Annotated in this window: 28 protein-coding genes; 10 read left to right on the forward strand and 18 right to left on the reverse strand. The window is 63.4% G+C overall.

Translation table 11 applies throughout. The features are described from left to right. Positions 1 to 2 precede the first annotated feature (2 nt). Positions 3 to 185: a hypothetical protein gene (locus tag ACVWZA_RS08275; protein ID WP_457310879.1), complete on the reverse strand. Its 183-nt coding sequence runs from the start codon at positions 183 to 185 to the stop codon at positions 3 to 5. Between ACVWZA_RS08275 and ACVWZA_RS08280 the strand changes: the two genes are divergently transcribed. Beyond that, complete coding sequence (locus ACVWZA_RS08280) at positions 130 to 528, forward strand: GFA family protein (protein ID WP_457310871.1); 399 nt, start codon at positions 130 to 132, stop codon at positions 526 to 528. The genes ACVWZA_RS08275 and ACVWZA_RS08280 overlap by 56 nt on opposite strands. Here ACVWZA_RS08280 and ACVWZA_RS08285 read toward each other — a convergent pair. Genes ACVWZA_RS08285 through ACVWZA_RS08305 form a run of 5 tightly spaced genes read right to left on the reverse strand, consistent with a single transcriptional unit; the run spans position 521 to position 5,147 of the window. After that, complete coding sequence (locus ACVWZA_RS08285) at positions 521 to 1,783, reverse strand: Xaa-Pro dipeptidase (protein ID WP_457310717.1); 1,263 nt, start codon at positions 1,781 to 1,783, stop codon at positions 521 to 523. The genes ACVWZA_RS08280 and ACVWZA_RS08285 overlap by 8 nt on opposite strands. A gap of 46 nt (positions 1,784 to 1,829) precedes the next feature. Beyond that, positions 1,830 to 3,224, reverse strand: coding sequence for a dihydrolipoyl dehydrogenase (gene lpdA / locus ACVWZA_RS08290; RefSeq protein ID WP_457310718.1), 1,395 nt, complete (start codon positions 3,222 to 3,224; stop codon positions 1,830 to 1,832). After that, the gene (locus ACVWZA_RS08295) at positions 3,217 to 3,615 is read right to left on the reverse strand and encodes an acyl-CoA thioesterase (RefSeq protein WP_457310719.1); all 399 of its coding nucleotides are present in this window, start codon (positions 3,613 to 3,615) and stop codon (positions 3,217 to 3,219) included. Before ACVWZA_RS08295 ends, lpdA begins: the two co-directional genes overlap by 8 nt. Next, the gene (locus tag ACVWZA_RS08300) at positions 3,608 to 3,841 is read right to left on the reverse strand and encodes a hypothetical protein (protein WP_457310720.1); all 234 of its coding nucleotides are present in this window, start codon (positions 3,839 to 3,841) and stop codon (positions 3,608 to 3,610) included. Before ACVWZA_RS08300 ends, ACVWZA_RS08295 begins: the two co-directional genes overlap by 8 nt. 4 nt (positions 3,842 to 3,845) lie before the next feature. Then, on the reverse strand, positions 3,846 to 5,147 hold the full coding sequence (locus ACVWZA_RS08305) for a pyruvate dehydrogenase complex dihydrolipoamide acetyltransferase (protein WP_457310721.1): 1,302 nt from the start codon (positions 5,145 to 5,147) through the stop codon (positions 3,846 to 3,848). A 128-nt stretch (positions 5,148 to 5,275) separates the two neighbouring features. On the opposite strand from ACVWZA_RS08305, the gene ACVWZA_RS08310 reads away from it, so the two are divergent. Further along, the gene (locus tag ACVWZA_RS08310) at positions 5,276 to 5,731 is read left to right on the forward strand and encodes a universal stress protein (protein WP_457310722.1); all 456 of its coding nucleotides are present in this window, start codon (positions 5,276 to 5,278) and stop codon (positions 5,729 to 5,731) included. A 38-nt stretch (positions 5,732 to 5,769) separates the two neighbouring features. Further along, entirely contained in the window at positions 5,770 to 7,077 is a 1,308-nt protein-coding gene (locus ACVWZA_RS08315; RefSeq protein WP_457310723.1) for a M28 family peptidase, read from the forward strand. Positions 7,078 to 7,165: 88 nt separating this feature from the next. Here ACVWZA_RS08315 and ACVWZA_RS08320 read toward each other — a convergent pair whose 3' ends face one another. The 3 genes from ACVWZA_RS08320 to ACVWZA_RS08330 all read right to left on the reverse strand — a co-directional run bounded on the left by ACVWZA_RS08320 (position 7,166) and on the right by ACVWZA_RS08330 (position 9,545). After that, positions 7,166 to 8,167 carry an RcnB family protein gene (locus ACVWZA_RS08320; protein WP_457310724.1) on the reverse strand — a complete coding sequence of 334 codons (1,002 nt, stop codon included), beginning with the start codon at positions 8,165 to 8,167 and terminating at the stop codon, positions 7,166 to 7,168. A 112-nt stretch (positions 8,168 to 8,279) separates the two neighbouring features. Beyond that, on the reverse strand, positions 8,280 to 8,765 hold the full coding sequence (locus ACVWZA_RS08325) for a GAF domain-containing protein (protein ID WP_457310725.1): 486 nt from the start codon (positions 8,763 to 8,765) through the stop codon (positions 8,280 to 8,282). A gap of 105 nt (positions 8,766 to 8,870) precedes the next feature. After that, a complete protein-coding gene (locus tag ACVWZA_RS08330; protein ID WP_457310726.1) occupies positions 8,871 to 9,545 on the reverse strand; it encodes a hypothetical protein in 675 nt (224 codons plus the stop codon). Between the two features lie 64 nt (positions 9,546 to 9,609). Between ACVWZA_RS08330 and arfB the strand changes: the two genes are divergently transcribed. Next, on the forward strand, positions 9,610 to 10,032 hold the full coding sequence (gene arfB, locus ACVWZA_RS08335) for an alternative ribosome rescue aminoacyl-tRNA hydrolase ArfB (protein ID WP_457310727.1): 423 nt from the start codon (positions 9,610 to 9,612) through the stop codon (positions 10,030 to 10,032). A gap of 531 nt (positions 10,033 to 10,563) precedes the next feature. Here the strand turns inward: arfB and ACVWZA_RS08340 are convergent. Next, positions 10,564 to 11,226: an RluA family pseudouridine synthase gene (locus ACVWZA_RS08340; RefSeq protein WP_457310728.1), complete on the reverse strand. Its 663-nt coding sequence runs from the start codon at positions 11,224 to 11,226 to the stop codon at positions 10,564 to 10,566. A 47-nt stretch (positions 11,227 to 11,273) separates the two neighbouring features. Between ACVWZA_RS08340 and ACVWZA_RS08345 the strand changes: the two genes are divergently transcribed. Beyond that, complete coding sequence (locus tag ACVWZA_RS08345) at positions 11,274 to 12,071, forward strand: M15 family metallopeptidase (RefSeq protein ID WP_457310729.1); 798 nt, start codon at positions 11,274 to 11,276, stop codon at positions 12,069 to 12,071. Positions 12,072 to 12,149: 78 nt separating this feature from the next. On the opposite strand, the gene wrbA is transcribed toward ACVWZA_RS08345, so the two are convergent. After that, positions 12,150 to 12,752 carry an NAD(P)H:quinone oxidoreductase gene (gene wrbA, locus ACVWZA_RS08350; RefSeq protein ID WP_457310730.1) on the reverse strand — a complete coding sequence of 201 codons (603 nt, stop codon included), beginning with the start codon at positions 12,750 to 12,752 and terminating at the stop codon, positions 12,150 to 12,152. Positions 12,753 to 12,873: 121 nt separating this feature from the next. Next, on the reverse strand, positions 12,874 to 13,590 hold the full coding sequence (locus ACVWZA_RS08355; protein ID WP_457310731.1) for a pirin family protein: 717 nt from the start codon (positions 13,588 to 13,590) through the stop codon (positions 12,874 to 12,876). Between the two features lie 126 nt (positions 13,591 to 13,716). Between ACVWZA_RS08355 and ACVWZA_RS08360 the strand changes: the two genes are divergently transcribed. Continuing rightward, positions 13,717 to 14,622, forward strand: a complete 906-nt coding sequence (locus ACVWZA_RS08360) for a LysR substrate-binding domain-containing protein (RefSeq protein WP_457310732.1) — start codon at positions 13,717 to 13,719, stop codon at positions 14,620 to 14,622. 180 nt (positions 14,623 to 14,802) lie between these two features. After that, positions 14,803 to 15,510 carry a response regulator transcription factor CtrA gene (gene ctrA / locus ACVWZA_RS08365; RefSeq protein ID WP_457310733.1) on the forward strand — a complete coding sequence of 236 codons (708 nt, stop codon included), beginning with the start codon at positions 14,803 to 14,805 and terminating at the stop codon, positions 15,508 to 15,510. Between the two features lie 91 nt (positions 15,511 to 15,601). Here ctrA and ACVWZA_RS08370 read toward each other — a convergent pair whose 3' ends face one another. Together ACVWZA_RS08370 and ACVWZA_RS08375 are read right to left on the reverse strand one after the other, a co-directional pair. After that, positions 15,602 to 17,263, reverse strand: coding sequence for an amidohydrolase (locus ACVWZA_RS08370; protein ID WP_457310734.1), 1,662 nt, complete (start codon positions 17,261 to 17,263; stop codon positions 15,602 to 15,604). Further along, the gene (locus tag ACVWZA_RS08375) at positions 17,260 to 18,126 is read right to left on the reverse strand and encodes an NAD(P)-dependent oxidoreductase (RefSeq protein ID WP_457310735.1); all 867 of its coding nucleotides are present in this window, start codon (positions 18,124 to 18,126) and stop codon (positions 17,260 to 17,262) included. The genes ACVWZA_RS08370 and ACVWZA_RS08375 overlap by 4 nt, the downstream gene beginning before the upstream one ends. Positions 18,127 to 18,184: 58 nt before the next feature. Between ACVWZA_RS08375 and ACVWZA_RS08380 the strand changes: the two genes are divergently transcribed. Continuing rightward, positions 18,185 to 19,450, forward strand: coding sequence for a threonine ammonia-lyase (locus ACVWZA_RS08380; RefSeq protein WP_457310736.1), 1,266 nt, complete (start codon positions 18,185 to 18,187; stop codon positions 19,448 to 19,450). 406 nt (positions 19,451 to 19,856) lie between these two features. Continuing rightward, positions 19,857 to 20,195: a hypothetical protein gene (locus tag ACVWZA_RS08385; protein WP_457310737.1), complete on the forward strand. Its 339-nt coding sequence runs from the start codon at positions 19,857 to 19,859 to the stop codon at positions 20,193 to 20,195. A gap of 3 nt (positions 20,196 to 20,198) precedes the next feature. On the opposite strand, the gene ACVWZA_RS08390 is transcribed toward ACVWZA_RS08385, so the two are convergent. After that, complete coding sequence (locus ACVWZA_RS08390; RefSeq protein WP_457310738.1) at positions 20,199 to 20,687, reverse strand: hypothetical protein; 489 nt, start codon at positions 20,685 to 20,687, stop codon at positions 20,199 to 20,201. Between the two features lie 311 nt (positions 20,688 to 20,998). Between ACVWZA_RS08390 and ACVWZA_RS08395 the strand changes: the two genes are divergently transcribed. Next, positions 20,999 to 21,787, forward strand: coding sequence for an arginyltransferase (locus ACVWZA_RS08395; RefSeq protein WP_457310739.1), 789 nt, complete (start codon positions 20,999 to 21,001; stop codon positions 21,785 to 21,787). Between the two features lie 144 nt (positions 21,788 to 21,931). On the opposite strand, the gene ACVWZA_RS08400 is transcribed toward ACVWZA_RS08395, so the two are convergent. Genes ACVWZA_RS08400 through ACVWZA_RS08410 form a run of 3 tightly spaced genes read right to left on the reverse strand, consistent with a single transcriptional unit; the run spans position 21,932 to position 25,213 of the window. Then, positions 21,932 to 22,741 (reverse strand): transglutaminase family protein, encoded by an 810-nt coding sequence (locus ACVWZA_RS08400; protein WP_457310740.1) that lies wholly within the window; start codon positions 22,739 to 22,741, stop codon positions 21,932 to 21,934. Continuing rightward, positions 22,738 to 23,673, reverse strand: a complete 936-nt coding sequence (locus ACVWZA_RS08405) for an alpha-E domain-containing protein (RefSeq protein ID WP_457310741.1) — start codon at positions 23,671 to 23,673, stop codon at positions 22,738 to 22,740. Before ACVWZA_RS08405 ends, ACVWZA_RS08400 begins: the two co-directional genes overlap by 4 nt. A 46-nt stretch (positions 23,674 to 23,719) precedes the next feature. Next, complete coding sequence (locus tag ACVWZA_RS08410) at positions 23,720 to 25,213, reverse strand: circularly permuted type 2 ATP-grasp protein (RefSeq protein ID WP_457310742.1); 1,494 nt, start codon at positions 25,211 to 25,213, stop codon at positions 23,720 to 23,722. Positions 25,214 to 25,304 lie beyond the last annotated feature (91 nt).

Consider the following 25,304-nt stretch of genomic DNA (forward strand, 5'->3'; position numbering starts at 1 on the left):
CATTATCTCCCCGGATCGGCAGCATAGTCGAATGCCGGACCATGATAGTCCAGTAACAATGGAGCGGACATGACCGACCAGACTTTGCCGATCGAAGGCGGCTGCCGCTGTGGAAACATACGATTCCAGGTGACCAAAGCACCGCTGTTGACGTCCGCATGCCATTGCACGGGATGCCAGCGCATGACCGGCAGCGCCTTTTCGCTGACCGTCACGGTGCCCGCCGACGGGTTCGCGGTGACGCAGGGTGAGGCGGTGATCGGCGGCATCCACGGACCGCAGGTGCACCATCATCATTGCGACCGGTGCAAAAGCTGGCTGTATACGTCGCTGGAACCGAGCCTGGGCTTCATCAACATCCGCGCGACCATGCTTGACGATCGTTCGTCGTTCGAACCGTTCATCGAATTCTGGACCAACGAGAAGCTTTCCTGGGCAACGACGCCGGCCGTGCACAGTTTCGAAACCCAGCCGGAGATGGCCGCGTTTCAGCCGCTCATCGCGGAATTTGCCGCCCGGGCTATTTGACCCGTTCACCGCCCTTGATCACTGCGCTGGGCTTTTCGAGCAGCCGTATATCGGTCAGCGGATCGCCATCGACCGCGACGATATCGCCGTAACGCCCGACCGCGATCGCGCCGACATCGGCCGTCTTGCCCAGCGCCTCGGCGGCGTCGGACGTGGCGGCCCGGATCGCCTGGATCGGCGTCATGCCCCATTCGACCATCTTGGCGAATTGCTTGCCGTTATCGCCGTGCGGATAGACGCCGGCATCGGTACCGAACAACATCGGCACGCCGGCCTTGACCGCGCGCTGGAAGGTCTGGCGCTGCTTCAGGCCAATCGCCTTTTCCTTGTCGAGGCTTTCCTGCTCGGTGCCGTTGCTGGTGCCGGTCGCGAGGATATAATCGTCGTTATAGATATCCATGTCGAACCAGGTGTGGTGCTGCGCGGCAAGCTTGATCGTCTCATCGGAAGCCAGGCTGCAATGCTCGATCGTGTCGATTCCGGCGAGGATCGCGGCCCTGATCCCTTCGTCGCCATGCGCGTGCGCCGCGACGCGCAGGTGCAGCATATGCGCCTCGTCGGCGATCGCCTTCATCTCTTCCAGGCTGAGCTGCTGTCCGCCCACGCTGTCGCCGAGCGAGAAGACTCCGCCGGTGGCGCAGATCTTGATCACCTGCGCGCCATATTTATGCAGCCAGCGCACTTTCGCGCGCGCGTCCTCCGGTGAATTGACCACTGAGACATTCTTGCGGTCGAGCGATGGCGGCAGGCTGTTGTCGTCGCAATGTCCGCCGGTCGCACCGATCGCATAAGCGGCCGTGGTGATGCGCGGCCCCTGGACCCAGCCGCCATCGATCGCTTCGCGAAGGCCGACATCCTGGAAGTCCGAAGAGCCGACATTGCGCACCGAGGTGAAGCCGGCATCGAGCGTCTTGCGCGCATTGGCGACGCCGACCGCGCCCCAGAAGCTGTCGGTATATTGCAGCGTGCGATAACCGCCGATCTCGGCCAGCGAGGTCAGATGGACGTGCATGTCGATCAGCCCGGGCAGGATCGTCTTGCCGCTCAGGTCGATATGCCTGACCTTGTCGCCCCAGCGAATGACCCGCGCATCGGCGATGTTGGTGATGCGCCCGTCCTCGATGAACACCGCGGGATGCTCGATCACCTTGCCGGTGATCACGTCGAGCATCCGATCGGCCGTGACGACCACCGTCTCGGCCGTGGCGGGCACGGAGACCAGCGCCAGCATTGCCGCACCCAAATATTTCAACATCTCGTTCTGCCCCTTAACCGCGTCGATCTATGCGCCGCCACCTCTGTTACATGTGTAGCATGCGCCCATAAGCGCCAAGCACGCTTTCGTGCATCGTTTCCGAAATGGTCGGATGCGCGAACACCGTTTCCATCAATTCGGCCTCGGTCGTCTCGAGCTGACGCGCGATGACATAACCCTGGATCAATTCGGTGACTTCCGCGCCGACCATGTGCGCGCCGAGCAGTTCGCCGGTCTTCGCATCGAACACGGTCTTCACAAAACCCTCTGCCTCGCCCAGCGCAATCGCCTTGCCATTGCCGATGAAAGGGAATTTACCGACCTTCACCTCATATCCTGCTTCTTTGGCCTTGGCCTCGGTATAGCCGACCGACGCGACTTGCGGGCGCGAATAGGTGCAGCCCGGGATATTCCAGGTCTCGAACGGATGCGGCTTCTGTCCAGCGATCGCCTCGACGCACACCACGCCCTCATGGCTCGCCTTGTGCGCCAGCCAGGGCGGGCCGGTGACGTCGCCGATCGCGAACAGTCCCTCGACATTGGTGCGGCCGTAACCGTCGGTCTTGATATGGCCGCGGTCGGTTTCGACGCCGAGTGCCTCAAGCCCGATCTCCTCGGTGTTGGGCACGATGCCGATCGCGACGATCGCATGGCTGAACTCGGCCGTCTCGACCTTACCATCCTTACCCTTGATCGATGCGGCGACGCCCTTTGCGCCACTCTCCAGCTTCTCGATCCCGGCGCTGGTCAGGATCTTGATACCCTGCTTGGCCAGCGCCTTTTCCATGAAGGCGCTGACTTCCTCATCCTCGACCGGCACGACCCGCGGGAGCATTTCCACGATCGTCACATCGGCGCCCATATCATTGTAGAAGCTGGCGAATTCGACGCCGATCGCGCCCGATCCGATGACCAGCAACTTGGTCGGCATTTCTTCCGGCACCATCGCGTGGCGATAGGTCCAGATACGCTTACCATCAGCCTTGGCAAAGGGCAGATCACGGGCGCGAGCACCGGTCGCGACGATGATGTTCTTCGCTTCGAGCTCGGTGACCTTGTCGCCCTGCCTGACCGACAACTTGCCCTTTCCGGTGAGCGTACCGCTGCCCTCGATCACGGTCACCTTGTTCTTCTTCATCAGGCCCTTGACGCCCATGTTGAGCTGTCCGGCAACCTTGCGGCTGCGCTCGACGATCTTGCTCAGGTCGAATCCGGGCTTCTCGACGCTCAGGCCGTAATCGGCCGCGTGTGTGATGTAGTGATAGATTTCCGACGTGCGCAGCAGTGCCTTGGTCGGGATGCAGCCCCAGTTGAGGCAGATACCGCCCAACCGCTCGCGCTCGACGATCGCGGTCTTCAGGCCAAGCTGCGCGGCGCGGATCGCCGCGACATAGCCGCCGGGGCCGGAACCGAGAATGATCAGGTCGTAGGTGTCAGCCACGTGTATTTCCTTCTGAACTTAGCGGGGAAGGTCGATCGTCCTCCCCCATCGAAACCAGGGTAAAATTGCCGGCGGCGGCTTTGGCGAACTCTTCGCCATGCCGGCCGCGTCGCCACACTTCGACCGCCACGGTCATCGAGGTGCGCCCGGTCGCCGCGATCGTCGCGTAAAACGATACCTCGTCACCGATCGACACCGGGGCTGTGAAGCTGAAACCGTCCGCCGCGACGACCGGTGCGCGACCCCGACAATGACGTGACGCGACCGACCCGGCGGCGAGCGCCATTTGGCCCATCAGCCAGCCGACGAAGACCTTGCCATAGGGGTTCGCGTCCGCCGCCATCGCGGTCGCGCGGATCGCGGGCGCGCCGGCCGGCGGGCCATCACTCATCGGCGGCCGGCGGTGCGTTATGCTTGCGCACGTCGGCCCGGTCCCTGGCCCAGGCGAGGCGTAATGGTCGGACACCCATGAATGCCACCACCACCATAGATGCATAGGCAACCCACCAGATCGTCCGCCCCGCTCCAGGCACCGCCCATACCGCGAGCGTCGCGATCAGCGCCGTCGCGGCAAGACCCGCCGCGATATGCAACAGCTCGATCAGCGTCCTCGCCATTGATTTAAGCCACCATGGCAAGCGGTGCCTCCACCAGCGCCTTGAACGCCTGCATCAACTCCGCACCATCCGCGCCGTCGATCGCGCGGTGATCGAAGCTGCCGGTCGCCGACATCACCGTCGCGATGCCGAGCGCATCGTCGATGATATAGGGGCGCTTCTCACCCGCGCCGATCGCCATGATCATGCCCTGGGGTGGATTGATCACAGCCTCGAACTGCTTGATGCCGAACATACCCATATTGCTCAGGCTGGCGGTGCCGCCCTGATATTCCTCGGGCTTGAGCTTCTGTTCGCGCGCGCGGCCGGCCAGATCCTTCATCTCGGTCGAGATGGCGGAGACCGCCTTGGTATCGGCATGGGTGATGATCGGCGTGATCAGCCCCGACGGTGCGCTGACCGCGACCGATATATCGGCACGGGCAAAGGTGATCAGCTGATCGCCGGTGAACATCACGTTGCACTTGGGCACGCGCATCAACGACACGGCGAGCGCCTTGATCAGCAAGTCGTTGACCGACAGCTTGACGCCCCGCGGTTCGAGCGCGGCGTTGAGATCGGCGCGCAGCTTGAGCATCGCATCGAGCCGGATATCGACCGTCAGATAGATGTGCGGAACGGTCTGCTTCGATTCGGTCAGGCGGCGCGCGATGACCTTGCGCACGTTCGACAGCTTGGCCGCCTCGTGCGGGATGTCAGGGATTGCAGCGGGTTTGGCGGCGGCTGGCGCGGGTGCGGCTTCGGCGGTCGAGGCGGCAGCTGTCTCAGCCTTGGCAACAGGTGCGGCACCGGCCTTGGCGCCTTCCAGATCGGCCTTCACGATCCGGCCGTTCGGCCCCGAACCGTTCAGCGCCGACAGCTCGATACCCTTCTCTGCCGCGATACGCCGGGCGAGTGGGCTCGCCTTGACGCGTTCGCCATCGGCCTTGGCGGGCGCAGGAGCAGCTTCCGGAGTCGTCTTGGGTTCTGGCGCCTTGGGTTCCGGCTCGGCCTTGATATCCCCCTTCGGCGCGGACGCCTCTGCTTTCGGCGCAGCCGATTCGGCAGGCGCACCGGCCTCTTCGCCGTCAGGGGTCAACGTCGCGATAACCGTGCCGACCTTCACATTGTCGGTGCCCTCGGCGATCAGGATCTTCGAGATCACGCCTTCATCGACCGCCTCGAACTCCATCGTCGCCTTGTCGGTCTCGATCTCGGCCATCAGGTCGCCCGACTTGACCGTGTCGCCTTCCTTGACGAGCCATTTGGCGAGCGTGCCTTCCTCCATCGTCGGCGACAGGGCAGGCATCTTGATCTCGATAGGCATAAGCTGGGGAGTCCTCAGGCCGAAACTTCGCGGGGTGTTTCCTTCGCGCCCGATGCCGACCGGGTCAAGACCGCACACTTGCTTAGTGCCCAACATCGCGCCACCTATATGGTCAGGGGAGCGATGAAATGCGTGTCTATCTGGTGGTGATCGACGAAAGCCCGGAGGCGGAGATCGCACTTCGCTTCGCCGCGCGGCGCGCGGTGAAGACCGGCGGCGGAGTCGAGATATTGACGCTGCTGCCGCCGGTCGAGTTCGTCCAATGGGGTGGCGTGCAGGCGACGATCGAAGAAGAAGCACGCGTCCATGCCGAAGCACTCGTCGCGGGCGCAGCCGGCACGCTGATGGAAGAATCGGGGCTGAAGCCCTCGATCACGCTCAAACAGGGCGATGGGCCGAAAATCATCCGCGAGATGATCGCGGAGAACCCCAACATCGCTGCACTGGTGCTCGGCGCCGCCGCGACCGGTGCGCCGGGACCGTTGGTCAGCCACTTCGCCGGCACCGACGCGGGCGCATTGCCGATTCCGTTGATGATCATCCCGGGATCACTCGACCGCGACGCGATCGACCGATTGAGCTGACGCTTGCCTCACATCACCTGCGCCGCCACCATGGCGCGATGCATTATATTCCCGCCGCCGCCCTGATCCTGACCGCTCTCAGCGTCGCCATGCCAGCCGCCGCGCAGGACGCGCCCGACCCGGCGCGACTCAAGGCGACGGTCGACAGACTGGTCGGCTTCGGCACACGTCACACCCTCTCCACCGCCGACCCCGAAAAGCCCGGACGCGGGATCGATGCGGCGCGTGGCTGGGCGGGCAGCGAGCTGAGCCGCATCGCCGATGCGTGCGGTGGCTGCATCACCGTCGCCAATATTGCCCGCACCTTTGTCGGGCCACGCGCCCCCGCCGGCGTCAATGTCGTCGATGTGCTCGGTTTCCAGCAGGGCGAGGAGCCGCGTCGCATGGTGATCGTCGCGGCGCATATCGACAGCCGGGTGACCGACGCGATGAATGCGAGCGCCGATGCGCCCGGCGCGAACGACAATGGCTCGGGCAGCGCATTGGTGCTGGAGGCGGCGCGGATCCTGTCGAAGCAGAAATTCAAAGCGACGATCGTCTACGCCCTGCTTTCGGGCGAAGAGCAGGGACTATGGGGCGGCCAGTTGCTCGCTGAGACAGCACAGCAGAAAAAATGGACCGTCACCGCGATGCTCAACAACGACATCGTCGGCAACAGCATGGGCCAAGGCGGACTGCACGTCGCCGACCGGGTGCGGGTCTTCTCCGAAGGCGTGCGCGCGTCGGAGGACCTGGCCGCACAGATTGCGCGCCGCGCATCGGGCGGCGAAGATGACGGCCCGTCGCGTGCGCTGGCCAAGGCAGTGGACGGTATCGCGGCGAAATTGCCCGCCGGTCTCGACGTGTTCGTCGCGCGGCGCCCGGATCGCTTCGGACGGGGCGGCGATCATGAGCCGTTTCTCAAGCTCGGCTTTCCCGCGATCCGCTTCACCTCGGCGGTCGAGAATTGGGATGCGCAGCATCAGGACCTGCGCACTGAAAAGGGTGTTCGGTTCGGTGACACGCCCGACCGGATGGATTTCGCCTATCTGGCCAAAGTCACTGCGATCAATGTCGCGACGATCCGCCGTCTCGCATCGGCGCCGGCCGCGCCTTCGAGCGTCACCCTGTCGGGTGCGCTTTCGCGCGACACCAGCGTGAAATGGGACGCAGTTCCCGGCGCGACCAGCTATCGCGTGCACTGGCGCCGCAGCGACACACAGGACTGGGCCAACAGCCGCGATGTCGCGACACCGGGTATGGTACTTACGGAAATACCGGTCGACGATAATTTCATCGGCGTCTCGGCGCTATCCGCCAATGGCGACGAAAGCCTCGTCACCTTTGGCGAGCGCGACAAGCGCTGACGTCCGACAGCGAAACGCCGTGCAAAGTTCCGAGCCTTGCACGGCGTTTCGCCCGTCTTCGCAATTTCCAGAACCGGGCGCTAACCGATCAGCGGCAGCGGCACTGGCGCACCTTGGGCCGCCACACTTTCTTCTTGGCGCGATAGACCTTGCGCGGCGAATAGGTAACTTCGTCGATATAGGTCGTGGTCGTCTCGATCACCGGCGCGGACTGCACCGTCACCGTCGTCGTGGTGGCCGGCGGATACCAGTAACCACCGCTGACATAACCGCTCGAGGCATAATTGCCGGAATAGCCCGACGTGGAATAACCGCTCGAATAGCCGCGCTGCTGCACGACTTCGCGTGGTGGCGCATAGGCGACCTGCGGTTCGTCATAGCCCGGCTCGCCATAGCGGGCGCCATAGGGCGGGGGCGGCGCGGACTGATAGTCCTGCTGCACATAACCCCCGCCAGCGCTCCCCCCGGCGCCTCGATAAGGATATTCGCCATCCTGGCCGTCCGGCCCATCGGCATAACCATCGTCATAGTCGTCGCGATCGTCATAGCGGTCCCAATCAAGGCCGCTGACCGAATCCCAGACTTGACCGCGACCGTCCCTCAGCACCGCGTCGTCATAATAGCGGGTCCAGTTGTAACCGCGCGGCGGGCTCGACAGGCCATAGGACGACCAGTCGCTGATGAAGAAGGTCGGTGCGATCCAGTAGCGCGGCAACATCCAGCCACGCACCGGACGGCGATAAGCGTTCCAGCCGCCGGGCGCGTGCGAGCCGCCATACCAGCGACCGCCGACCTGAGCGCCCCAGCGCTGGCCACCGCGATGCTGTCCAGCCCAACGCTGCCCACCATTATTCTGGCCGCCCCAGCGCTGACCGCCGCCATGCTGATTGCCGTTCCAGCGCGCCGGGCGTGGCATGGTCGTGCCGCCCGGCTGCGGACGATAGGTGCCTGGCCCACCGACCTTCGGACCCGGCAATGGCCGCATCGGGCCGGTTGTCGTGCCCCCCTGTGACCCGAGTCGCTGTGCGTCTGCGGACGCAGTGGTGGAGCCGAGCATCAACGCAAATGCGGCAATCGTGCGGGTTCGCATGGTAAACACTCCAATCAAGACGCCGCACCCCCGCGCGACTTCGGTTATTCTTAACGAAAGCGTTACCATTTCTGGCGATTTCCCGCCAGAATTCAGAATGTCCCGGAACGGGTCATCGCGCGATGCGTGATGCAATCAGCCCGACCAGGGCCTCGCAGCCGGCGGCATCCTCCGCATCGAAACGCGCCCCGCTCGGGCTGTCGAGGTCGAGCACACCGAACAGCTGCCCATTGTGCATGATCGGGACGACCAGCTCGGACCGGCTCGCCGCATCGCAGGCGATATGGCCGGGAAACGCGAACACATCCTCGACCAGCTGCGTTTCGCGGGTCTGCGCCGCCGTGCCGCAAACGCCCTTGCCCATGGCGATGCGGATGCATGCCGCCTTGCCCTGGAACGGCCCGAGCACCAGTTCGCCGTCGATCGCGCGATAAAAGCCGGCCCAGTTGAGATCGGGCAGATATTCCCAGATCACCGCCGCGACATTGGCCATATTGGCGACGGCATCCGCTTCGTCCGCGGTCAGCGCATCGATTGCGGCATGGAGGTCGTGATAGAGTTCCGCCTTTGAACCGGCCTTGATCGCGAAGTCGAACATCGGATTTCCTTGTTGCGGGTTCATGTCGGACCCGCTTCTCGTAAAGATGAGATCGGCCGGTTGAAGCCGCAAGTCAGGCAGATGCTATCTCTGCCGCTGATCCGGTTAGGTGGGATCGTCGTAAACGATTCCGTGCCGCCTCGGGAATGTCGACAGCGCGCGCTGCCAGCGGTCGCTGTCGGTCAGTCGCGACTGGATGATCTTGAGCTTTTCCCACCCCGCTATCCCATGGATCACGGCGCGCGCCGAGGCCACCAGTTCGGGGTGCATGAAAGGGCTGAACGTGATCTGCCGCAAGGCGCCCTGAACCAGATCGATATGCAGCGCGGGCACTGGTTCGATCGAATGCCCGACCACGCGGAGCTCAGCCTCGTCGATAAAACCGCGCCGTTTCAAAAACGGCAGGCTGTGAATGTCCGACGCGTCGATCTTGGCGATCTCGTCGATCTTCACATATCGCATTGGCGCGAACAGGCAGCGCGGCGTCGCGGCGATCATCTGTTCAAACTGCGTGCGGTCGAACTGGATGCACACCCCGGCGGTGTCGCCGGCGAACACCTGCCAGTGATGAAAGGTTTCGGGCGCTTCGGTCAGGCAGATCGCGCCAACGAAGCTATAGTGCATCGTTTCCTGATACACCTCCATCGACCGGCGATCATTGGCATCCTTCCAGGCCGAGTAGCTGACCAGCGTGAGGCGCTGCCGGAGCAGGGTATCGAGCAGCACTGGCAGGCTGGTGTAGCGGCGCAGCGGCTTCGGAGTCGGAACGGGATTGACCATGGAGGCGACATACACCGCCGAATTCGGCTATGGAAACGCCTCACGCTGCCGCAAAGATGGTTCGATGCCCCTGCTCCCCGTTACCCGATCGATCGCCATAGACAGCGACGAATTGGAAGAAAGCTTCGCCCGGTCGTCCGGGCCAGGCGGCCAATCGGTCAACACTACCGATTCCGCCGTCATGCTGCGCTTCGACGTGCGCAATTCGCCCAACCTGCCCGAGGCGGTGAAGGCGCGGCTGGAGATTCTCGCTGGGAGCCGCCTCACCCGCGACGGCGTGCTTGTACTAAAAAGCGAAGGTGCGCGGTCACAATTGCTCAATCGCCAGGAAGTGCGCGAGCGGCTGTTCGACCTGATCCGCGAAGCGACGATCGTGCCGAAGAGACGCCGTCCGACCAAACCGTCCAAGGCAGCCAAGGCGCGGAGAATGGACGGCAAGACCAAACGGTCAACGGTGAAGAGCTTGCGGGGCAAACCAATCGATTAGCGCGAGGGCGATATTCTTTTGCGCCAAACCAGTCGGCGCGATTCACCTCCTCTTCTGGCGTCGCCATACCTGCTCTCCGCCGAGCATGTTGCGCTTCAAGATTGCACGCCCATTCTAGAAATCATTTGAATCGAGCGGCCCCGCAATCGGGCCGATCATGACCTCCGCCCGTCAATTCCAGTTGCGCCTAAAAGCACCCGAAAATTCCCGTAGCGTTCCAGCCAAATTCCCGCAGGATTTCCCGCAGATTCCCGTAAAACGCCCAAAAAAGCATTTTTGGCAGCAATTCCCGTAACTGCGGGAAAATTCCATGTTGGCAGCGGAGATTTCAGGGCGGTAAATTTTCACTGATTCAAACCCGATTGTCCAGCCGTTAGCACTGTCCTCAGACACAGGTTACCAACCGCCACCCGCTCTTTCACATAATGAAGCAATCGCTCGCTTGTCCGGCCCCACGGACAGAGGTCCAGTGGAAGCGCAACAGAAGTTTGCGCGGCAGGCGGCTTACCGACGAGAGTGAACTCGACCGCTTTAGCGATCAGGCAGCGTCAAACTAAATCCTGCTTCCGCGAACCGCTCCGGCAACGGCGCCTCGGCGATGATCGGATCCTTGCCCTCGCGCGGAACCATCAATGACGCAGCATGGAGCAAGCTGTGCTTACCACCGCTGCCGTAGATCGGATCGCCGACCACCGGCGCGCCGAGTACTTCCGCGGCATGGACGCGGATCTGATGGGTGCGGCCTGTTTCGGGCATGAACTCGACGAAGGAGCGACCGTCCTTCACCTCCAGCAAGCGCCAGCCAGTGCGCGCCGCTTTGCCGTTTGGGTCGCCGCGCATACGCCAGCCATCCTCGGCGGTGCTGGTCTTGCCCAGCGCGAGATCGATCAAGCCACTTTCGCCTTCCGGCACGCCTTCCAGCACGGCGAGATAGCGTTTCTTGACCAGCCCCTGTTCGAACGCCTGTTGGAACCGCGCATGCGCCTTGGGATTGCGCGACAGCAGCAGACAGCCCGACGTATCGCGGTCGAGCCGATGTACGGGGACGGGCCAGCGCTTGAAGCCGAATTTCAGGCTGTCGAGATGGTTTTCGAGGCTGATCGAGCCGTCGCGCGGTCGATCGACCGGCAAGCCGGCGGGCTTGTCGATGACCATCGCTTCGCCGTCGAAGAAAAGAACATGATTTGCGAGCATGCACGGCCCTTGCCACTCCAAGCGCGCTCATGCCAGAGAAACACCTTATGGGGCTTCTCCAAAAAACTGCGGCCGGTATCGCCGGCTGCGCCCTCTGGGTTCTGCCGGCCATCGCCGCCACCGCGCCGATCGAGATCTGCACCGGGCACATCGTCTATCCGTTCATGGACGGCCGCTTGCTCGGGCATTTGCCCTATGGCGACGCGTCTCCGTTCGATCTGGTTGCGGCACCACCTGGATTTGGGATCGGCGAGAACTGCCTGGTCCAGCGAGCCGCCGCGGTCGATCTCACCCGCCTGCTTAACGCCGCTAACGCGGTGCCGGAGGTCGCAAACCAGTTGCGCGGCGTATCCTGTCACCGCTCCATCTCCCGCCAACGCGCGGTTTTCTGCGGACAGGTCGGACCGGCCCGACGCTTTGCGACGCCGGGCCAGCGGGCGCAATTCGTCGCGCCGCCAGGGTTTAGCGAGCATTCCACCGGCTACACGATCGACTTCGGCATCCGTCCGGCGCTCAACTGTTTCGATGTCGATCCCTGCATCGCCTCGACCGCAGCCGGTCGCTGGCTGACCGCTCATGCTCGCGAATATGGCTTCGAACTGTCATTTTCCTGGCGCAACAAACAAGGCGTGACGTGGGAGCCATGGCACTGGCGTTGGGTCGGTACCTCTGCCAGCGCGGCCGGTGCAGCTCAGGCGCGCGCAATCTTTGCGCGCGCTCGCACTACCTTTGCGGCAAACCCCGCGGTTGTCGATGTGCCGACACCATGGCCGCAGCAGCTGCCCAATCCGGCCACTCCGCAAACGCCACCGGGCGTTTTCCGGGGACCGCCACCAAAACCCTGATCCTGAACCGCCCCGAATCGAAGCGGCCGGCCAGCTGGATACCCAGCTGACCGACCGTATTCGAATATCGGCGGTGCGTCAGGCTGCCAGCTTGGTCGCTGTCTCCGCGATACGCTTGCCCTGATAACGCGCGCCATCGAGCTCAGTCGCGCTCGGCTGGCGGCTGCCATTGCCGTCAGCAATCGTCGTCGCGCCGTAAGGCGACCCACCCTTGACCTTATCGACGCCCATCTGACCCTGGAATCCATAGTCCAGGCCGACAATGGTCAGGCCGAAGTGCAGCAGGTTGGTGATGATCGAAAACAGGGTGGTTTCCTGCCCGCCATGCTGGGTCGCGGTCGAGGTGAAGGCGCCGCCGACCTTGCCGTGCAGTGCGCCGCTCATCCACAGGCCGCCGGCCTGGTCGAGGAACGAGGCCATCTGGCTGGGCATCCGCCCGAAACGCGTCGGTGCGCCGATCACGATCGCATCGTAATTGGCCAGCGTGCTGATCCCTTCGATCACCGGATGCGCGATGTCCGCCTTGAAACCTGCCGCGGCAGCGACCTCGGGCGGCGCGGTTTCGGGAACGCGGCGGATATCGACTTCGGCGCCGGCCGAACGCGCGCCATCGGCGACGGCATCCGCCATCTGCTCGAGATGGCCGTAGGACGAGTAATAGAGCACGAGGACTTTGGTCATGAGAATTGCCTTTGGTTGATGGGTTCCCCCTCCCGCGATCGGGAGGGGCTGAGGGAGGGTCCGATCCGGGGGAATGATCCGGCCCTCCCCCGACTTCCCCGCAAGCGGGGGAAGGATGGGATTATGCTGTGTCCACCAGCACGATCTCGGCATCCTCGATCGCCTTGATCTCGACCGTCTGGCCGCCGCTGAGCGCGGCACCATCGCGGGCGTTGAACCGTACGCCATCGATCTCGATCGCCCCGGTCGCGGGGACGAGATAGGCGTGACGCCCCTCACCCACGCTATGGCTCAGGCTCTCGCCGGCCTTCACCGTCGTGCCGAGCACCCGTGCATCGGCACGAATGGGCAGCGCGTCCTTATCCTCGGCGAAACCGCTGGCGAGGACCGCGAATTTGCCGTCCCGACCGTCCTTGGGGAAAGGCTTGGCTCCCCAGCTCGGGGCACCACCGGTGCGGCTCGGTTCGATCCAGATCTGGAACAAAGTGGTAGTTTCGGCTTCCAGATTGAACTCGGCATGACGCACGCCGGTGCCGGCGCTCATCACCTGTACATCGCCCGCGCCAGTGCGGCCCTTGTTGCCCATCGAATCCTGATGGGTGATCGCGCCGCTGCGGACATAGGTGATAATCTCCATATCGCGATGCGGATGCGGCGGGAAACCGCTGTTTGCCGCGATCTCGTCATCGTTCCACACGCGGATCGCGCCCCAGCCCATGCGTTTGGGGTCGTGGTAATCGGCGAAGGAGAAATGGTGGCGCGCGTTGAGCCAGCCGTGATCGGCATGGCCGAGGGTGTCGAAACTGCGGCGCTCGATTCTTTCGTGAGTAGCGATCATTGTCGAAACTCCAGTTGGTTCGTTCTGTTGCCGCCAAGATAGGGATTTCGATCATGCGGTAAATGGAAACGCTGGAAACTGATCGTTTCATCATTTACACCCTCTCCGGCACGGGGAGGATAAGTCATGCGATTACCAGATCTCGAAGCCTGGGCGATCTTCGCCAGTGTCGTCGATCACCGCTCGTTCAGCGGCGCGGCCGACGCGATCGGCCTGTCCAAGGCGACGGTATCGAAGGCGATCACCCGACTGGAGGCGCATCTCGGCCAGTCGCTGTTCCATCGCAATTCGCGCCGGTTGACGCTGACCGAGAACGGCAAAAGCCTGTCCGAACACGCCGCGCGGATCCTCGCCGAAGCCAATGCGGCGGAAGAAGCCGCACGCGATGCCGCAACCGCACCGACCGGACTGGTGCGCATGACCGCGCCGATGACGCTCGGGCTGGCCAAGGTCGCACCGGCAATCGCGGAATTCCTGATTGCGCATCCCGGGATCGAGATCGACCTTCATTTGTCCGACGCAAAGATCGATATCGTGGCTGAGGGTTTCGATATCGCATTACGCATCGCCGACCTGCCGGATAGTTCGCTACGTGCGCGTCGCCTCGGCGCGATCAGGACGCATATCGTCGCGGCGCCGGCCTATCTCGCCAGACATGGTCGCCCGACCCACCCGGCGCAGCTCGGCGAACATCCCTGCTTCGCTTATACGAATGTTACCGGGCCCTGGCGGTTCTCCGGACCCGACGCCGGCGAGGCGGCGGTCCGGCCGACCGGACCGCTGCGTTCCAACAATGGCGACGCACTGCTCCCCGCTCTCCGCGCCGGGCTCGGCATTGGTACGCTGCCCGACTTCATCGTCGGACCTGACCTGTTGGATGGCACATTGGAGGCGATCCTGACCGACTGGCATGGACCGCCGATCGCGCTGCACCTGATGACCCCACCCAGCAACCTGCGCCCGGCCCGGGTCGAGGCGCTGATCGCATTCCTTTCGGATCGGCTGCGCAACCTGTGCGTACAGGCGGGTTAACCCTGCAAAGCCTGCGGTACGTGGATTCACGGGTCAGGGATTCCCCGCGACTCGTGGATTCAAGCCGATTAATGCGAAATTAACCTTTTACCTTCATCACTGATCAGGTTAATGGTTTGTTCGCAGGTTGGGTCGAGCCGAAGGGGGCATCGAACACCGCGAGTGACAGGGGAACGGCCGATGCGCGTGTTGCTGATCGAAGACGAGCCGACGACCGCGAAGGCGATCGAGCTCATGCTTACGACCGAAGGGTTTAACGTCTATACAACGGACCTGGGCGAGGAAGGCCTCGATCTGGGCAAGCTGTATGATTACGATATCATCCTGCTCGACCTGAATCTGCCCGATATGCATGGTTACGACGTGCTGAAAAAGCTGCGCGTCGCCCGTGTGCAGACGCCGGTGCTGATCCTGTCGGGTATCAACGAAATGGATTCCAAGGTGCGCAGCTTCGGCTTCGGTGCCGACGATTACGTCACCAAGCCCTTCCATCGCGAAGAGCTGACTGCACGCATCCACGCTGTGGTGCGCCGCTCCAAGGGTCATAGCCAGTCGGTCATCCGCACCGGCAAGCTCGCCGTCAATCTCGATGCCAAGACGGTCGAAGTCGATGGCAGCCGCGTCCATCTGACCGGCAAGGAATATGCGATGCTCGAGCTGCTTTCGCTGCGTAAGGGCACCACGCTGACCAAGGAAATGTTCCTCAACCACCTTTATGGCGGAATGGACGAGCCTGAACTCAAGATTATCGACGTGTTCATCTGCAAGCTGCGCAAGAAGCTCAGCCTGGCCTGCGACGGCGAGAATTATATCGAGACCGTCTGGGGCCGCGGATATGTGCTGCGCGAGCCCGATGAGGTCGCCGAGCCCGTTTCCGAAGTCGCGTAAGGAACCTCCCGCGTATCGGGGAGAAAGGCCGCGGCCTCCGGGGGGAGCCGCGGCCTTTTTGTGTCCGGCAAGGCACTGGCCTGGGCGCCGCTCACTTTTTCTCCCACACCTTCTCGCCGCCTACCCACGTCTCCTGCACCTTGGTCGCGCGCAGCTCGGTCGGTGACGCCAGCAAAGGGTCGCGGTCGACGATGATGAAGTCCGCGCGCTGTCCGACGCCCAACCGTCCGAACTTGTCCTCGGCAAAGCCGGCATAGGCCGCGCCGCCGGTAAATGCCCACCACGCCTGTTCGCGGCTCACGCGCTCTTCCGGCCGCCAGCCACCGAACGGCTGACCGCTGGCGTCCATGCGCGTGAAGGCGGCGGCCCAGCCGGCGAAGGGATCGGGACTTTCGACCGGATAGTCGGAGCCGAAGGTGAGCGCTGCGCCGTTCTTCAGCATCGACGCCCAGGCATAGGCGCCGGCGAGGCGCGTTTCGCCCAGCCGTGCCTCGACCATGCCGCGATCGCTGGTTTGATGGACCGGCTGCATCGAGGCGATGATGCCATGCTTGCCGAAGCGCGGCAGATCGACCGGATCGACGATCTGCGCATGTTCGACGCGCCAGCGTCGATCGCCCTTATACGTGTCCGACATGGCGTCGATCGCGTCGAGCACCTGGGCATTGGCCTTGTCGCCGATCGCATGGATCGCGACCTGGAAACCATCCATCGCCGCGCGGCTCATCAGGTTGCGGATCACGTCCTCCGACATGAATTGCAGCCCGGTCTCCCTGGGCGAGTCGGCATAGGGCGCCTTCAGCCACGCGCCACGCGAGCCGAGTGCGCCATCGGCGTAGAGTTTCACGCCGACCATGCGCAGCCGGTCGCCATAGAGCCAGGGTGTCGGACCGTTGCCGGCGATCTGGATTGCGGGCTCGACCCCCGAAGAATAGCTCATGATGCGGATCCGCAGCGAGCCCTTGTCACCCATCCGGCGCAAGGCCAGCCAATCGTCGAGCGTGGTGCCCATATCGGCGGTGGCCGTGATGCCGAAGCCGAGCAGGATGTCCTGTGCCTTGAGCAGTGCGCCGTTGCGGTCGCGCGGCAAAGGCGGCGGCACAAGCTTCGCGATCAGCGCCTGCGCCGCATCGATGAACACGCCGTTCGGTTGCAGGCCGGTCTTTTCGATCCGGCCGCCCGCCGGCGAAACGCTCTTTGCGGTGACGCCTGCCAGCTTCATCGCCATGCTGTTGCCCCAGCTGGCATGGCCATCGGCGCGCGACAGCCAGACCGGGCGGTCGCTGACCACCGCATCGAGTTCGGCTGCGGTCGGGAAACGGCCGAGGTTCCAGACTTCCTGGTTCCAACCGCCGCCGAGGATCCATTTGCGATCGGTATTCGCCGCCGCATAGGCCGCGATCTTCGCCTTGGCCTCATCGAGACTCTTTGTTTCGGACAGATCGAGTTCGAGCGCGCGGAAGCCGAGATCCATAACATGACCGTGCGCGTCGATGAAGCCGGGCAGCATCACCTTGCCCTTCATATCGGCACGCCAGTCGAGCTTTTCGGGCCGTTTCTCGCCCTGTTTTAGCAGCCTGGCGACCTTGCCGTCGGGGGTCATCAACAGGCCGGTGAACTGAATGACCTTGCCATCCTTGTCCATCGTGATGCCGTTGACGTTATCGACCAGCGCATCGGCGAGGACGGGGGTGCCGGAAAGCGCCAGCGATATCGTCGCCGCCGCCAGGAAATAGGTCACACGGGCAATCACTTCGGCAATCTCCTCACCAGCGAGCTCGTGTCCTGACGCGCGCCGCCCAGTTTCTGCACCTCGGCATAGAATTGGTCGACCAAAGCCGCGACCGGCAGCACCGCGCCATTCTGCTTCGCCTCGTCGAGCGCGAGGCCGAGATCCTTGCGCATCCAGTCGACCGCGAAGCCGAAATCGAAGCGGTCCTCGCTCATCGATTGCCAGCGATTGACCATCTGCCAGCTCTGCGCCGCACCGCCCGAGATCGCGTCGAACACCTTGGCGGTGTCGAGCTCGCTCGCCTGGGCAAAACGCAGCGCTTCCGAAAGCCCCTGAAGCACGCCGGCAATGGCGATCTGGTTGACCATCTTGGTCTGCTGCCCAGCGCCGGGGCCGCCGACATGGATCGTCCGTGCGGCATAGGCGGCAACGATCGCCTCGGCGCGCGCAAAGGCTTGGGGCGAACGCGCGCCGCACATGATCGACAGAGCGCCCTTCTCAGCCCCTGCCTGCCCGCCCGAAACGGGAGCATCAACGAATTCGACGTCGGCCGCGGCGGCGGCATCGCAAATGCGGCGCGAGATATTTGCAGAGACGGTGGTGTGATCGATGATCAGCCCGCCGCGCAGCCTGGCGATCGCATCGGGGCTGTGCAGCAGCAGCGCATCTAGATCGGCATCGTTACCGACGCAGGTGATCAGTATCTCGACGCCATCGATCGCATCGAGTGCGGTCGCGGCCGATTTGCCGCCATATTGCGCGACCCAGGCGGCAGCCTTTTCAGGCGAGCGATTATGGACGGTGACAGTGTGCCCGGCGGTGACAAGGTGCCCCGCCATCGGCGCGCCCATCACGCCGGTTCCGATGAATGCGATTTCAGCCATGCGCCAGCGCATAAGGCGTGTTCCTTCATCACGCCAGATGGTCTAGGCGCCTTCGCCTATGGCTACCGATCCTCTGTCCGCCGCTGAACAGCTCCCCGTCACCATCGACGATGTCCGCGCCGCCCATGCGCGGATCGCCGAGTCGATCGTGCGCACACCGACCTTCATCAGCAAGACGCTGTCCGACCTGACCGGCGCGACGGTCTATCTCAAGTTCGAGAATCTGCAGTTTACCGCAGCGTACAAGGAACGCGGAGCTCTCAACACGCTGCTGCAGCTCGACCCGCAGACCAAGGGCGTGATCGCCGCGTCCGCCGGCAACCATGCGCAGGGCCTGGCCTATCACGCGCACCGGCTCGGCATTCCCGCGACGATCGTGATGCCGACCAACACCCCGACGGTGAAGGTGACGCAGACCGAGGGGCATCACGCCAATGTCGTGTTGTTCGGCGAAACGTTCGACGCCGCCTATGCCCATGCGCGCGAGCTCGAGGCCGGCGAGGGTTTCACCTTCGTCCATCCGTTCGACGATGTCCGGGTCATTGCCGGGCAAGGCACGGTGGCGCTTGAGATGCTCGAGGATGTGCCGACGATCGACACCTTCATCACGCCTATCGGCGGCGGCGGGCTGATCTCCGGCATGGCGGTGGTTGCGCGCGACGCGAGCGAGAGAGCCAGCAACGAGGCCAGGGGAAAGCCGATCGAAGTGATCGGTGTCGAGGCCGAGCTTTTCCCGTCGATGTACAACCGCATCAACGGCACCGACATGCCCTGCGCCGGCGATACGCTGGCCGAGGGCATCGCGGTCAAGGAACCTGGCGCGATCACCAGCGGCATGGTCAAAATGCTGGTCGACGACATCCTGCTGGTCAGCGAACGCAGCCTGGAACAGGCGGTCAGCCTGTTGCTGCAGATCGAAAAGACGGTGGTAGAAGGCGCCGGCGCCGCGGGCCTCGCCGCGCTGTTGCAACATCCCGAGCGTTTCAAGGGCAAGACCGTCGGCGTCGTGCTGTGCGGCGGCAATATCGATACGCGGCTGCTCGCCAATGTGCTGTTGCGCGACCTGGCGCGATCGGGCCGGCTCGCGCGCCTGCGTATCCGGTTGCAGGATCAGCCCGGCGCGTTGTTCAACGTCGCGCGGATCTTCGACCAGCAGCGCGTCAACATCATCGAGATCTATCACCAGCGCGTCTTCACCACCCTGCCGGCCAAGGGCTTGATTACCGATATCGAATGCGAGACGCGCGACCGCGCGCATCTCGATCGGCTGATGGTCGCGCTGCGCGAGGCCGGATACGAGGCAAGCCCGGTCGAACTCGCTTAAGCATTATATCGGACGCATGCGCGGGGCCCTTGCGCGCGTGGCGATCCTGTCCGACGGTGAGAAAGAGCGTGCCGGTCCAGGTCCGGCAAGAAATGCCAGACCATATCCTGCGCGATGGTTGAATCATTGCCGGCGGTGGAGCGGCGGGAGATATGGGACACCGGTAATGTCCCGTATCTCAGGCTTCGCTTCACGACCAAATCAATATAGTCGTTATATTTCATATACTTGACGCCAATAGACGCAGTTGGGCTGTACCGGGACATCAAGAGATATGGGACATCGAGCATGTCAGAAGTCGATGGGACTCCAGCGCGCCCGTTGCCGCACCATTGTGCGCTCCGACCGCTCATCATAGGGTGCCGGATGCGGCGCCCATCGTGCCGGCAGCAGGGACAATGCCAAGATGACGCGTATATTGGTCTGGACGCTGCTGATCGGGAGCGCGCTACCGCTCGGTGGCTGCGTCGCCGCCGTGGCGACGAGCGCGGTCGGCATGGCGGTCCGCGGCGCGCAGGGCGAGCCGCAGAACAACGAACAATTGGCGCCGACGGCAAGACAGGCCTGCGGCGCACAGGCGTCACAATATGGCACAGTGCATATCATCGACGTTCAGCAATCCAGCCCGAGCAAGATCGTCGTTTGGGGGACGGCCGACGACGGCAAGCAGCGGCGTTCGTTCGAGTGCCGCTACGGGACAAAGATCACCGGCTTCAAACTGCGGGCGATCAAGGCGTCTCGCTGAATATTATTGCCGCTTGATCGATTCCTTGGGTGGGATCGGTTGCGGGTTGAGACTCACCCTGTTGCCGATCTTCATCGCTGCGCTGAGCACCGAGCGGGCTTCGCGCTGGGCCGACGTCGATGGATCGCGCATGCCTTGCTGCGGAAAATCGACGTGATGATTGGGCGCGCCGCCACCAAAGCGGCTGATGCCGCAATTGATCCCGTCGGGGATCGGCCGCCCTCTCGTTAGCGAAGCGAGTGTGTCGAACTTGATCGCATCGAGCCGCCGCCACAACGCCTTGACCTCGTCCGGGTCGGTCTTGCCCGACGCCTTGCGGTTCCAACCCATGCGTTCGATCGTCCCGTCGGTGCCGATACGCATGCTTTCCATTCGTCCGGCCACACCGCCGCTGCACCCGACCTGGATGAAGCCGACCGATGACGGCGGGAGGCTGCGCGGAACGTGGCTCGTTGGGGCAGCTATTGCGAGGATGGCAATAAGATAGATCATTGCTCGGCTCCGTGATTGTTCACTGCCTTGGTAAAGCCGCCTGGCGGGGCCTGCGTCCCTCGATCGTGGGAGGATATTCGCCCAAGCGAATCTGGCATGCGACCAGTCGCGGGCGCACCGCTTTCTCCTGTTCGGTGAATGCGCTAAGCCGAGCGCGGCCCGTTACGCGCTCGCATGAATGTGACACTTTCTATGTCACGCGCAAAGCGTTAACCTTCATTCATGGTAAAGCCGCTTTTCATCACGACGCGCACGATTCATAACGCCCCCGAACCGGGCATCTGCGCGGCAGGAAAAAGGGCATACAGGCGGTGACTGCGCCATTTCGTTTCCCACGTTTCTTTGTGACCAGCCCGTCACCTTGCCCCTATTTGCCCGGGCGCCAGGAACGGAAGGTGTTTACCGAGCTCAATGGCCCGCATGCCGGCGAACTCAACGACGCGCTCGGCCGGATCGGTTTCCGCCGCAGCCAGTCGGTCGCCTATCGACCGAGTTGCGCCAGTTGCACCGCCTGCGTCTCGGTCCGCGTCGTCGCGCCTGAGTTCGAACCCAATGCCACGCAGCGCAAGCTGATCCGGCGGCACGGCGATATCGAGGTCACTGCCTGCCGCCCCTGGGCGACCGACGAACAATTCCAGTTGCTCCGCCGCTACCTCGCGTCACGCCACCCCGGCGGCGGCATGGCGGGCATGGACGAGGGCGACTATGCCGACATGGTCGAACATTCGCCGGTCGACAGCTTCATCGTCGAATATCGCGAGCCCGCGAAAAATGGTCAGCAGGGCAAGCTGATCGGCGCATGCCTGACCGACCAGCAGGCCGATGGCCTGTCGATGATCTACAGCTTTTTCGATGCCGACCTCACCGAGCGCCCCGGCCTCGGCAATTTCATCATCATCGACCATATCCTGCGCGCGCGGTCGGCCGCCCTGCCCAACGTCTATCTTGGTTATTGGGTAAAAGGGTCGGCGCGGATGGAGTACAAGACGCGCTATCGCCCGCTCGAAGTGCTTGGCCCATCGGGCTGGACGCTGCTGGTCGACGAACCGGTCGCCGTATCGGCGATGACCCAGGCGGCGCTCGAAGGCGAATTGGCCTAGCGCGCAGTGGCGTTACGAAAACCGTTCAGGCTGAGCCTGTCGAAGCCTCCACGCCATAAGCGAAGTTCCAATCGTGGAAGCCTGCCCTTCGACAGGCTCGGGGCGAACGGAAGGTAAACTGCGCGGAATAGTCTGGCGATGACGCTATTGCGCGCTACCCACCGTTACGTCGACGTCCAGTTCCTCACAGCCCTCGCCCAATCGCGAACCAGCGATCGGCGCGGCGCCAGCTGAATCGAGCGCAACGGCGACCCGCACATAAGCCTCATCAGCCGACAGCCCGGTACAGGGGTCGAACGCAACCCAGCCCAGCCTGTCGACATAGGCTTCGGCCCACCCATGCGGCGCGGGGAGCCTGTCGCCACCGAAACCAGCCGCGCTATAGCCCGAGACATACCGCGCCGGCATTTCCAGCGCGCGCGCGGCCGCGATGTACATCTGCGCCAGGTCGCGCGATGTCGCGGTCTGCAGGTCGAATGCTTCCGCCGCACTCCGCCCCGAAACCGGCCGCTCGCGATCGAGTTGGAAACGGCGGTGGAGCGCCCCATTCAACAAGTGCAGACGCTCGACCGGATCGGTCTTCTCACCCATCGCGCCGCGAGCGAATGCCGCCAATGCCTCACCGCCCTCGGTCAACGGCGTTGCGCGCAAGAACACCGCCGGTGGCAGCGGTTCGAGCGTCCCATGCAATATGCCGCCGCTGCCGTTGGTCAGCACCTCGCCCGATACCTCGATCTCGATGCTCTCGATCGGCCCATCGACGTAAAGCATCGTCGTGCGGTTACCGAAACCGTCGCGACCGTGGCGCATCCGCGCGTCGCAATCGACATGGATACCCCAATTTGCAACAGCCTGACCGTCGGTCCCGGCCGGCGTCAGGCGAAGGAGTTGGGTGAGGCGCCCCTGCGCCACCGAGAAGCGATACGTCGTGCGATGATCGACGGTCAGCCTCATCCGAATTTGAACTGCCGGCCGATGGCCTCATGGAGCAGGTCGTTCTCCGCGTTGAACGCCTGGAGATATTGGTGAAGGCCATTGGCGATCACCTCGCCCGATCGCGTCTTCGCCAGCCGCGCCTGACGCATTCGCGCCATCCGGTCAGCCTCACCGTGCAAGCCGGTGCGCTTGGCAAGCAGATTGAGTATCTCCAGCGTCTCTTCCGCCGACGCGGCAAGCGAACGCGGCAATTCGGCGCGCGATATCAGCAGGTCGATCACATTCGCGGGTTTCAACCCCTCGGAATAAAGCCAGCGATAAGCCGTGACCGCCGAGACGGTTTGCAAAATGGTGGTCCATTGATCGCGGTCCACGACGCCGCCAACCTGCTCGCCCTCGGGCAGCAGCAGATGATATTTCACGTCGAGCAACCGCGCGGTGTTATCGGCACGTTCGACCGCCTGGCCGAGCCGGATGAACCACGTCGTCTGGTTGCGCAGCATGCGGTGAATCGCGCCCTCGAACCCACGCGCCTCGGTTTTGACCGCTTCGACAAGGTTGAGCGTCGCCATTGCCCCGCCCGGACTCGACCGGCCATGGAACATCAGCCAGGCGCGGTTGATCGCGGTCCAGGCTTCGCGGGTCAATGCGGTGCGCACCGCCTTGGCATTGTTGCGCGCCCTATCGAGACAGCGGACGATCGATCCGGAATGAGCTTCATCGAGCGTCAGGAAACGCGCAACATGCAGTTGAGTGACGGTCTCGCCCGTCGCCTTGAACGCGGTGTCGGTCTCGGTCACGGCCAGCGCACTGGCCCACGCCGCTTCGCCCGCGGGACGCGGCGACAGCACATCGAGCCGCACCGTGGCCTCGACCAGCCGGGCGATGAAATCCGCGCGTTCGATATAGCGCCCAAGCCAGTAAAGCGAGGAGGCGGTACGTGAGAGCATGACTAGATCCTCCCCATACCGGGGAATAGTGAAGTGGCGACCGCACTCATTGGCTCTGCGCCTGAGTCATTCCGTCCACGGTCTGGATCTGCGACTGAATCTGCGTATTGCCGCCGTCCATCAGCACGAAGCTGTCCTTGGTCCCGCCGCCCTGCGAGGAGTTCACGACCAGCGACCCTTCCTTCAGCGCCACACGAGTCAGCCCGCCGGGGACCACTTGAACGGTCTTCGATCCCTTCAACACGAACGGCCGGAAATCGACATGGCGCGGCGCGAGGCCAGCGTCGCACAAGGTTGGAACAGTCGACAACGCCAATGTGGGTTGCGCGATGTAGCGATGCGGCTCGGCGATCAGCGCGGCGCGAAAATCCTCGATCTCCTGCCTGGTCGCGGTCGGCCCGACCAGCATGCCATAACCGCCCGAGCCGTCGACCAGCTTCACCACCACGTCCTTGAGATTGTCGAGGACATATTTCAGCGCCTGCGGCTCGCGGCAGCGCCAGGTCTCGACATTGGGCAGCTTGGGCTCTCCGCCAGAGTAAAATTTCACGATCTCAGGCATATAGCTGTAAATCGCCTTGTCATCGGCGATGCCGTTGCCCGGTGCGTTGATCAGCGCGACATTGCCTGCCGAATAGGCCGAGATCAGGCCGGGTACGCCGAGCATCGAATCCGGATTGAACACCAGCGGATCGAGATAGTCGTCGTCGATCCGACGATAGATCACATCGACCTTCACCCGTCCGGCGATGGTGCGCATCCATACGATATCGTCGTCGACCACCAGATCGGCCGATTCGACCAGTTCGACGCCCATCGTATCCGCAAGAAAGCTGTGTTCGTAATATGCGGAGTTGTAGTGACCCGGCGTCAGCACCACGCATACCGGCGCGGCGATGCCGTTGGGGGCGACCGATTTCATCGTTTCCAGCAAGCGGTCGGGATAGCTGTCAACCGCCGCGACGCGGAATTCGCGGAACAGTTCGGGGCAAAGCCGCAGCATCGCTTCGCGATTCTCCAGCATATAGCTCACGCCCGACGGGGTCCGCGCATTGTCCTCGAGCACGAAGAACTCCTCCGGCCCGGTGCGCACCAGGTCGATGCCACAGATATGCGCCCAGATGCCATGCGGTGGCCGGATGCCGGCGATCTCGGGGCGGAATTGCGGATTTCCGAAGATCAGGTCTGACGGGAGTACGCCGGCATCGAGGATTTTCCGTGCGCCATAAATGTCTTCTAGAAACGCATTGATCGCTTCGACCCGCTGGATCAGCCCTTCGGACAGCCGCGCCCATTCGTTGGCGAGGAAGATGCGCGGCACGATGTCGAACGGGATGATGCGTTCGCTCGCATCACTATCGCCGTAAACCGCGAAGGTAATGCCAAGCTGACGGAAAGTTGCTTCCGCGCTTTGCTGGCGACGGCGTAATTCGCCAGCGGGGGTTTCTTCGATCCAGCGACCGAGCGCGGCGAGTTCGGCGCGGGGCGTCGTGCCGCCCCCCTGCCCCATGACCTCGTCGAACGCGTGTCGTTTCCCCATCGAATTAGTAAAGCCCCCCCAGCACTGACAAGTTCCATGCTGCGACGAATTGCTGCGGCGCACAAGGGATTTTAACCGAGCGTGGAAAAGC

This window comes from Sphingomonas sp. UYAg733 (assembly GCF_054057355.1).

Excerpts from the sequence above, each read along its gene's own strand:
- ACVWZA_RS08385 (WP_457310737.1), top strand. The coding sequence starts at position 19,857 with ATGACGCGTATATTGGTCTGGACGCTGCTGATCGGGAGCGCGCTACCG.
- ACVWZA_RS08345 (WP_457310729.1), top strand. The coding sequence starts at position 11,274 with ATGGGGCTTCTCCAAAAAACTGCGGCCGGTATCGCCGGCTGCGCCCTC.
- ACVWZA_RS08300 (WP_457310720.1), bottom strand. The coding sequence starts at position 3,841 with ATGGCGAGGACGCTGATCGAGCTGTTGCATATCGCGGCGGGTCTTGCC.
- ACVWZA_RS08400 (WP_457310740.1), bottom strand. The coding sequence starts at position 22,741 with ATGAGGCTGACCGTCGATCATCGCACGACGTATCGCTTCTCGGTGGCG.
- ACVWZA_RS08360 (WP_457310732.1), top strand. The coding sequence starts at position 13,717 with ATGCGATTACCAGATCTCGAAGCCTGGGCGATCTTCGCCAGTGTCGTC.
- arfB (WP_457310727.1), top strand. The coding sequence starts at position 9,610 with ATGCCCCTGCTCCCCGTTACCCGATCGATCGCCATAGACAGCGACGAA.
- ACVWZA_RS08330 (WP_457310726.1), bottom strand. The coding sequence starts at position 9,545 with ATGGTCAATCCCGTTCCGACTCCGAAGCCGCTGCGCCGCTACACCAGC.
- ACVWZA_RS08295 (WP_457310719.1), bottom strand. The coding sequence starts at position 3,615 with ATGAGTGATGGCCCGCCGGCCGGCGCGCCCGCGATCCGCGCGACCGCG.
- ACVWZA_RS08310 (WP_457310722.1), top strand. The coding sequence starts at position 5,276 with ATGCGTGTCTATCTGGTGGTGATCGACGAAAGCCCGGAGGCGGAGATC.
- ACVWZA_RS08285 (WP_457310717.1), bottom strand. The coding sequence starts at position 1,783 with ATGTTGAAATATTTGGGTGCGGCAATGCTGGCGCTGGTCTCCGTGCCC.
- ACVWZA_RS08320 (WP_457310724.1), bottom strand. The coding sequence starts at position 8,167 with ATGCGAACCCGCACGATTGCCGCATTTGCGTTGATGCTCGGCTCCACC.
- ACVWZA_RS08340 (WP_457310728.1), bottom strand. The coding sequence starts at position 11,226 with ATGCTCGCAAATCATGTTCTTTTCTTCGACGGCGAAGCGATGGTCATC.
- ACVWZA_RS08325 (WP_457310725.1), bottom strand. The coding sequence starts at position 8,765 with ATGTTCGACTTCGCGATCAAGGCCGGTTCAAAGGCGGAACTCTATCAC.
- ACVWZA_RS08305 (WP_457310721.1), bottom strand. The coding sequence starts at position 5,147 with ATGCCTATCGAGATCAAGATGCCTGCCCTGTCGCCGACGATGGAGGAA.
- ACVWZA_RS08315 (WP_457310723.1), top strand. The coding sequence starts at position 5,770 with ATGCATTATATTCCCGCCGCCGCCCTGATCCTGACCGCTCTCAGCGTC.
- ACVWZA_RS08390 (WP_457310738.1), bottom strand. The coding sequence starts at position 20,687 with ATGATCTATCTTATTGCCATCCTCGCAATAGCTGCCCCAACGAGCCAC.
- ctrA (WP_457310733.1), top strand. The coding sequence starts at position 14,803 with ATGCGCGTGTTGCTGATCGAAGACGAGCCGACGACCGCGAAGGCGATC.
- wrbA (WP_457310730.1), bottom strand. The coding sequence starts at position 12,752 with ATGACCAAAGTCCTCGTGCTCTATTACTCGTCCTACGGCCATCTCGAG.
- ACVWZA_RS08410 (WP_457310742.1), bottom strand. The coding sequence starts at position 25,213 with ATGGGGAAACGACACGCGTTCGACGAGGTCATGGGGCAGGGGGGCGGC.
- ACVWZA_RS08275 (WP_457310879.1), bottom strand. The coding sequence starts at position 185 with ATGCGCTGGCATCCCGTGCAATGGCATGCGGACGTCAACAGCGGTGCT.
- ACVWZA_RS08380 (WP_457310736.1), top strand. The coding sequence starts at position 18,185 with ATGGCTACCGATCCTCTGTCCGCCGCTGAACAGCTCCCCGTCACCATC.
- ACVWZA_RS08355 (WP_457310731.1), bottom strand. The coding sequence starts at position 13,590 with ATGATCGCTACTCACGAAAGAATCGAGCGCCGCAGTTTCGACACCCTC.
- ACVWZA_RS08375 (WP_457310735.1), bottom strand. The coding sequence starts at position 18,126 with ATGGCTGAAATCGCATTCATCGGAACCGGCGTGATGGGCGCGCCGATG.
- ACVWZA_RS08405 (WP_457310741.1), bottom strand. The coding sequence starts at position 23,673 with ATGCTCTCACGTACCGCCTCCTCGCTTTACTGGCTTGGGCGCTATATC.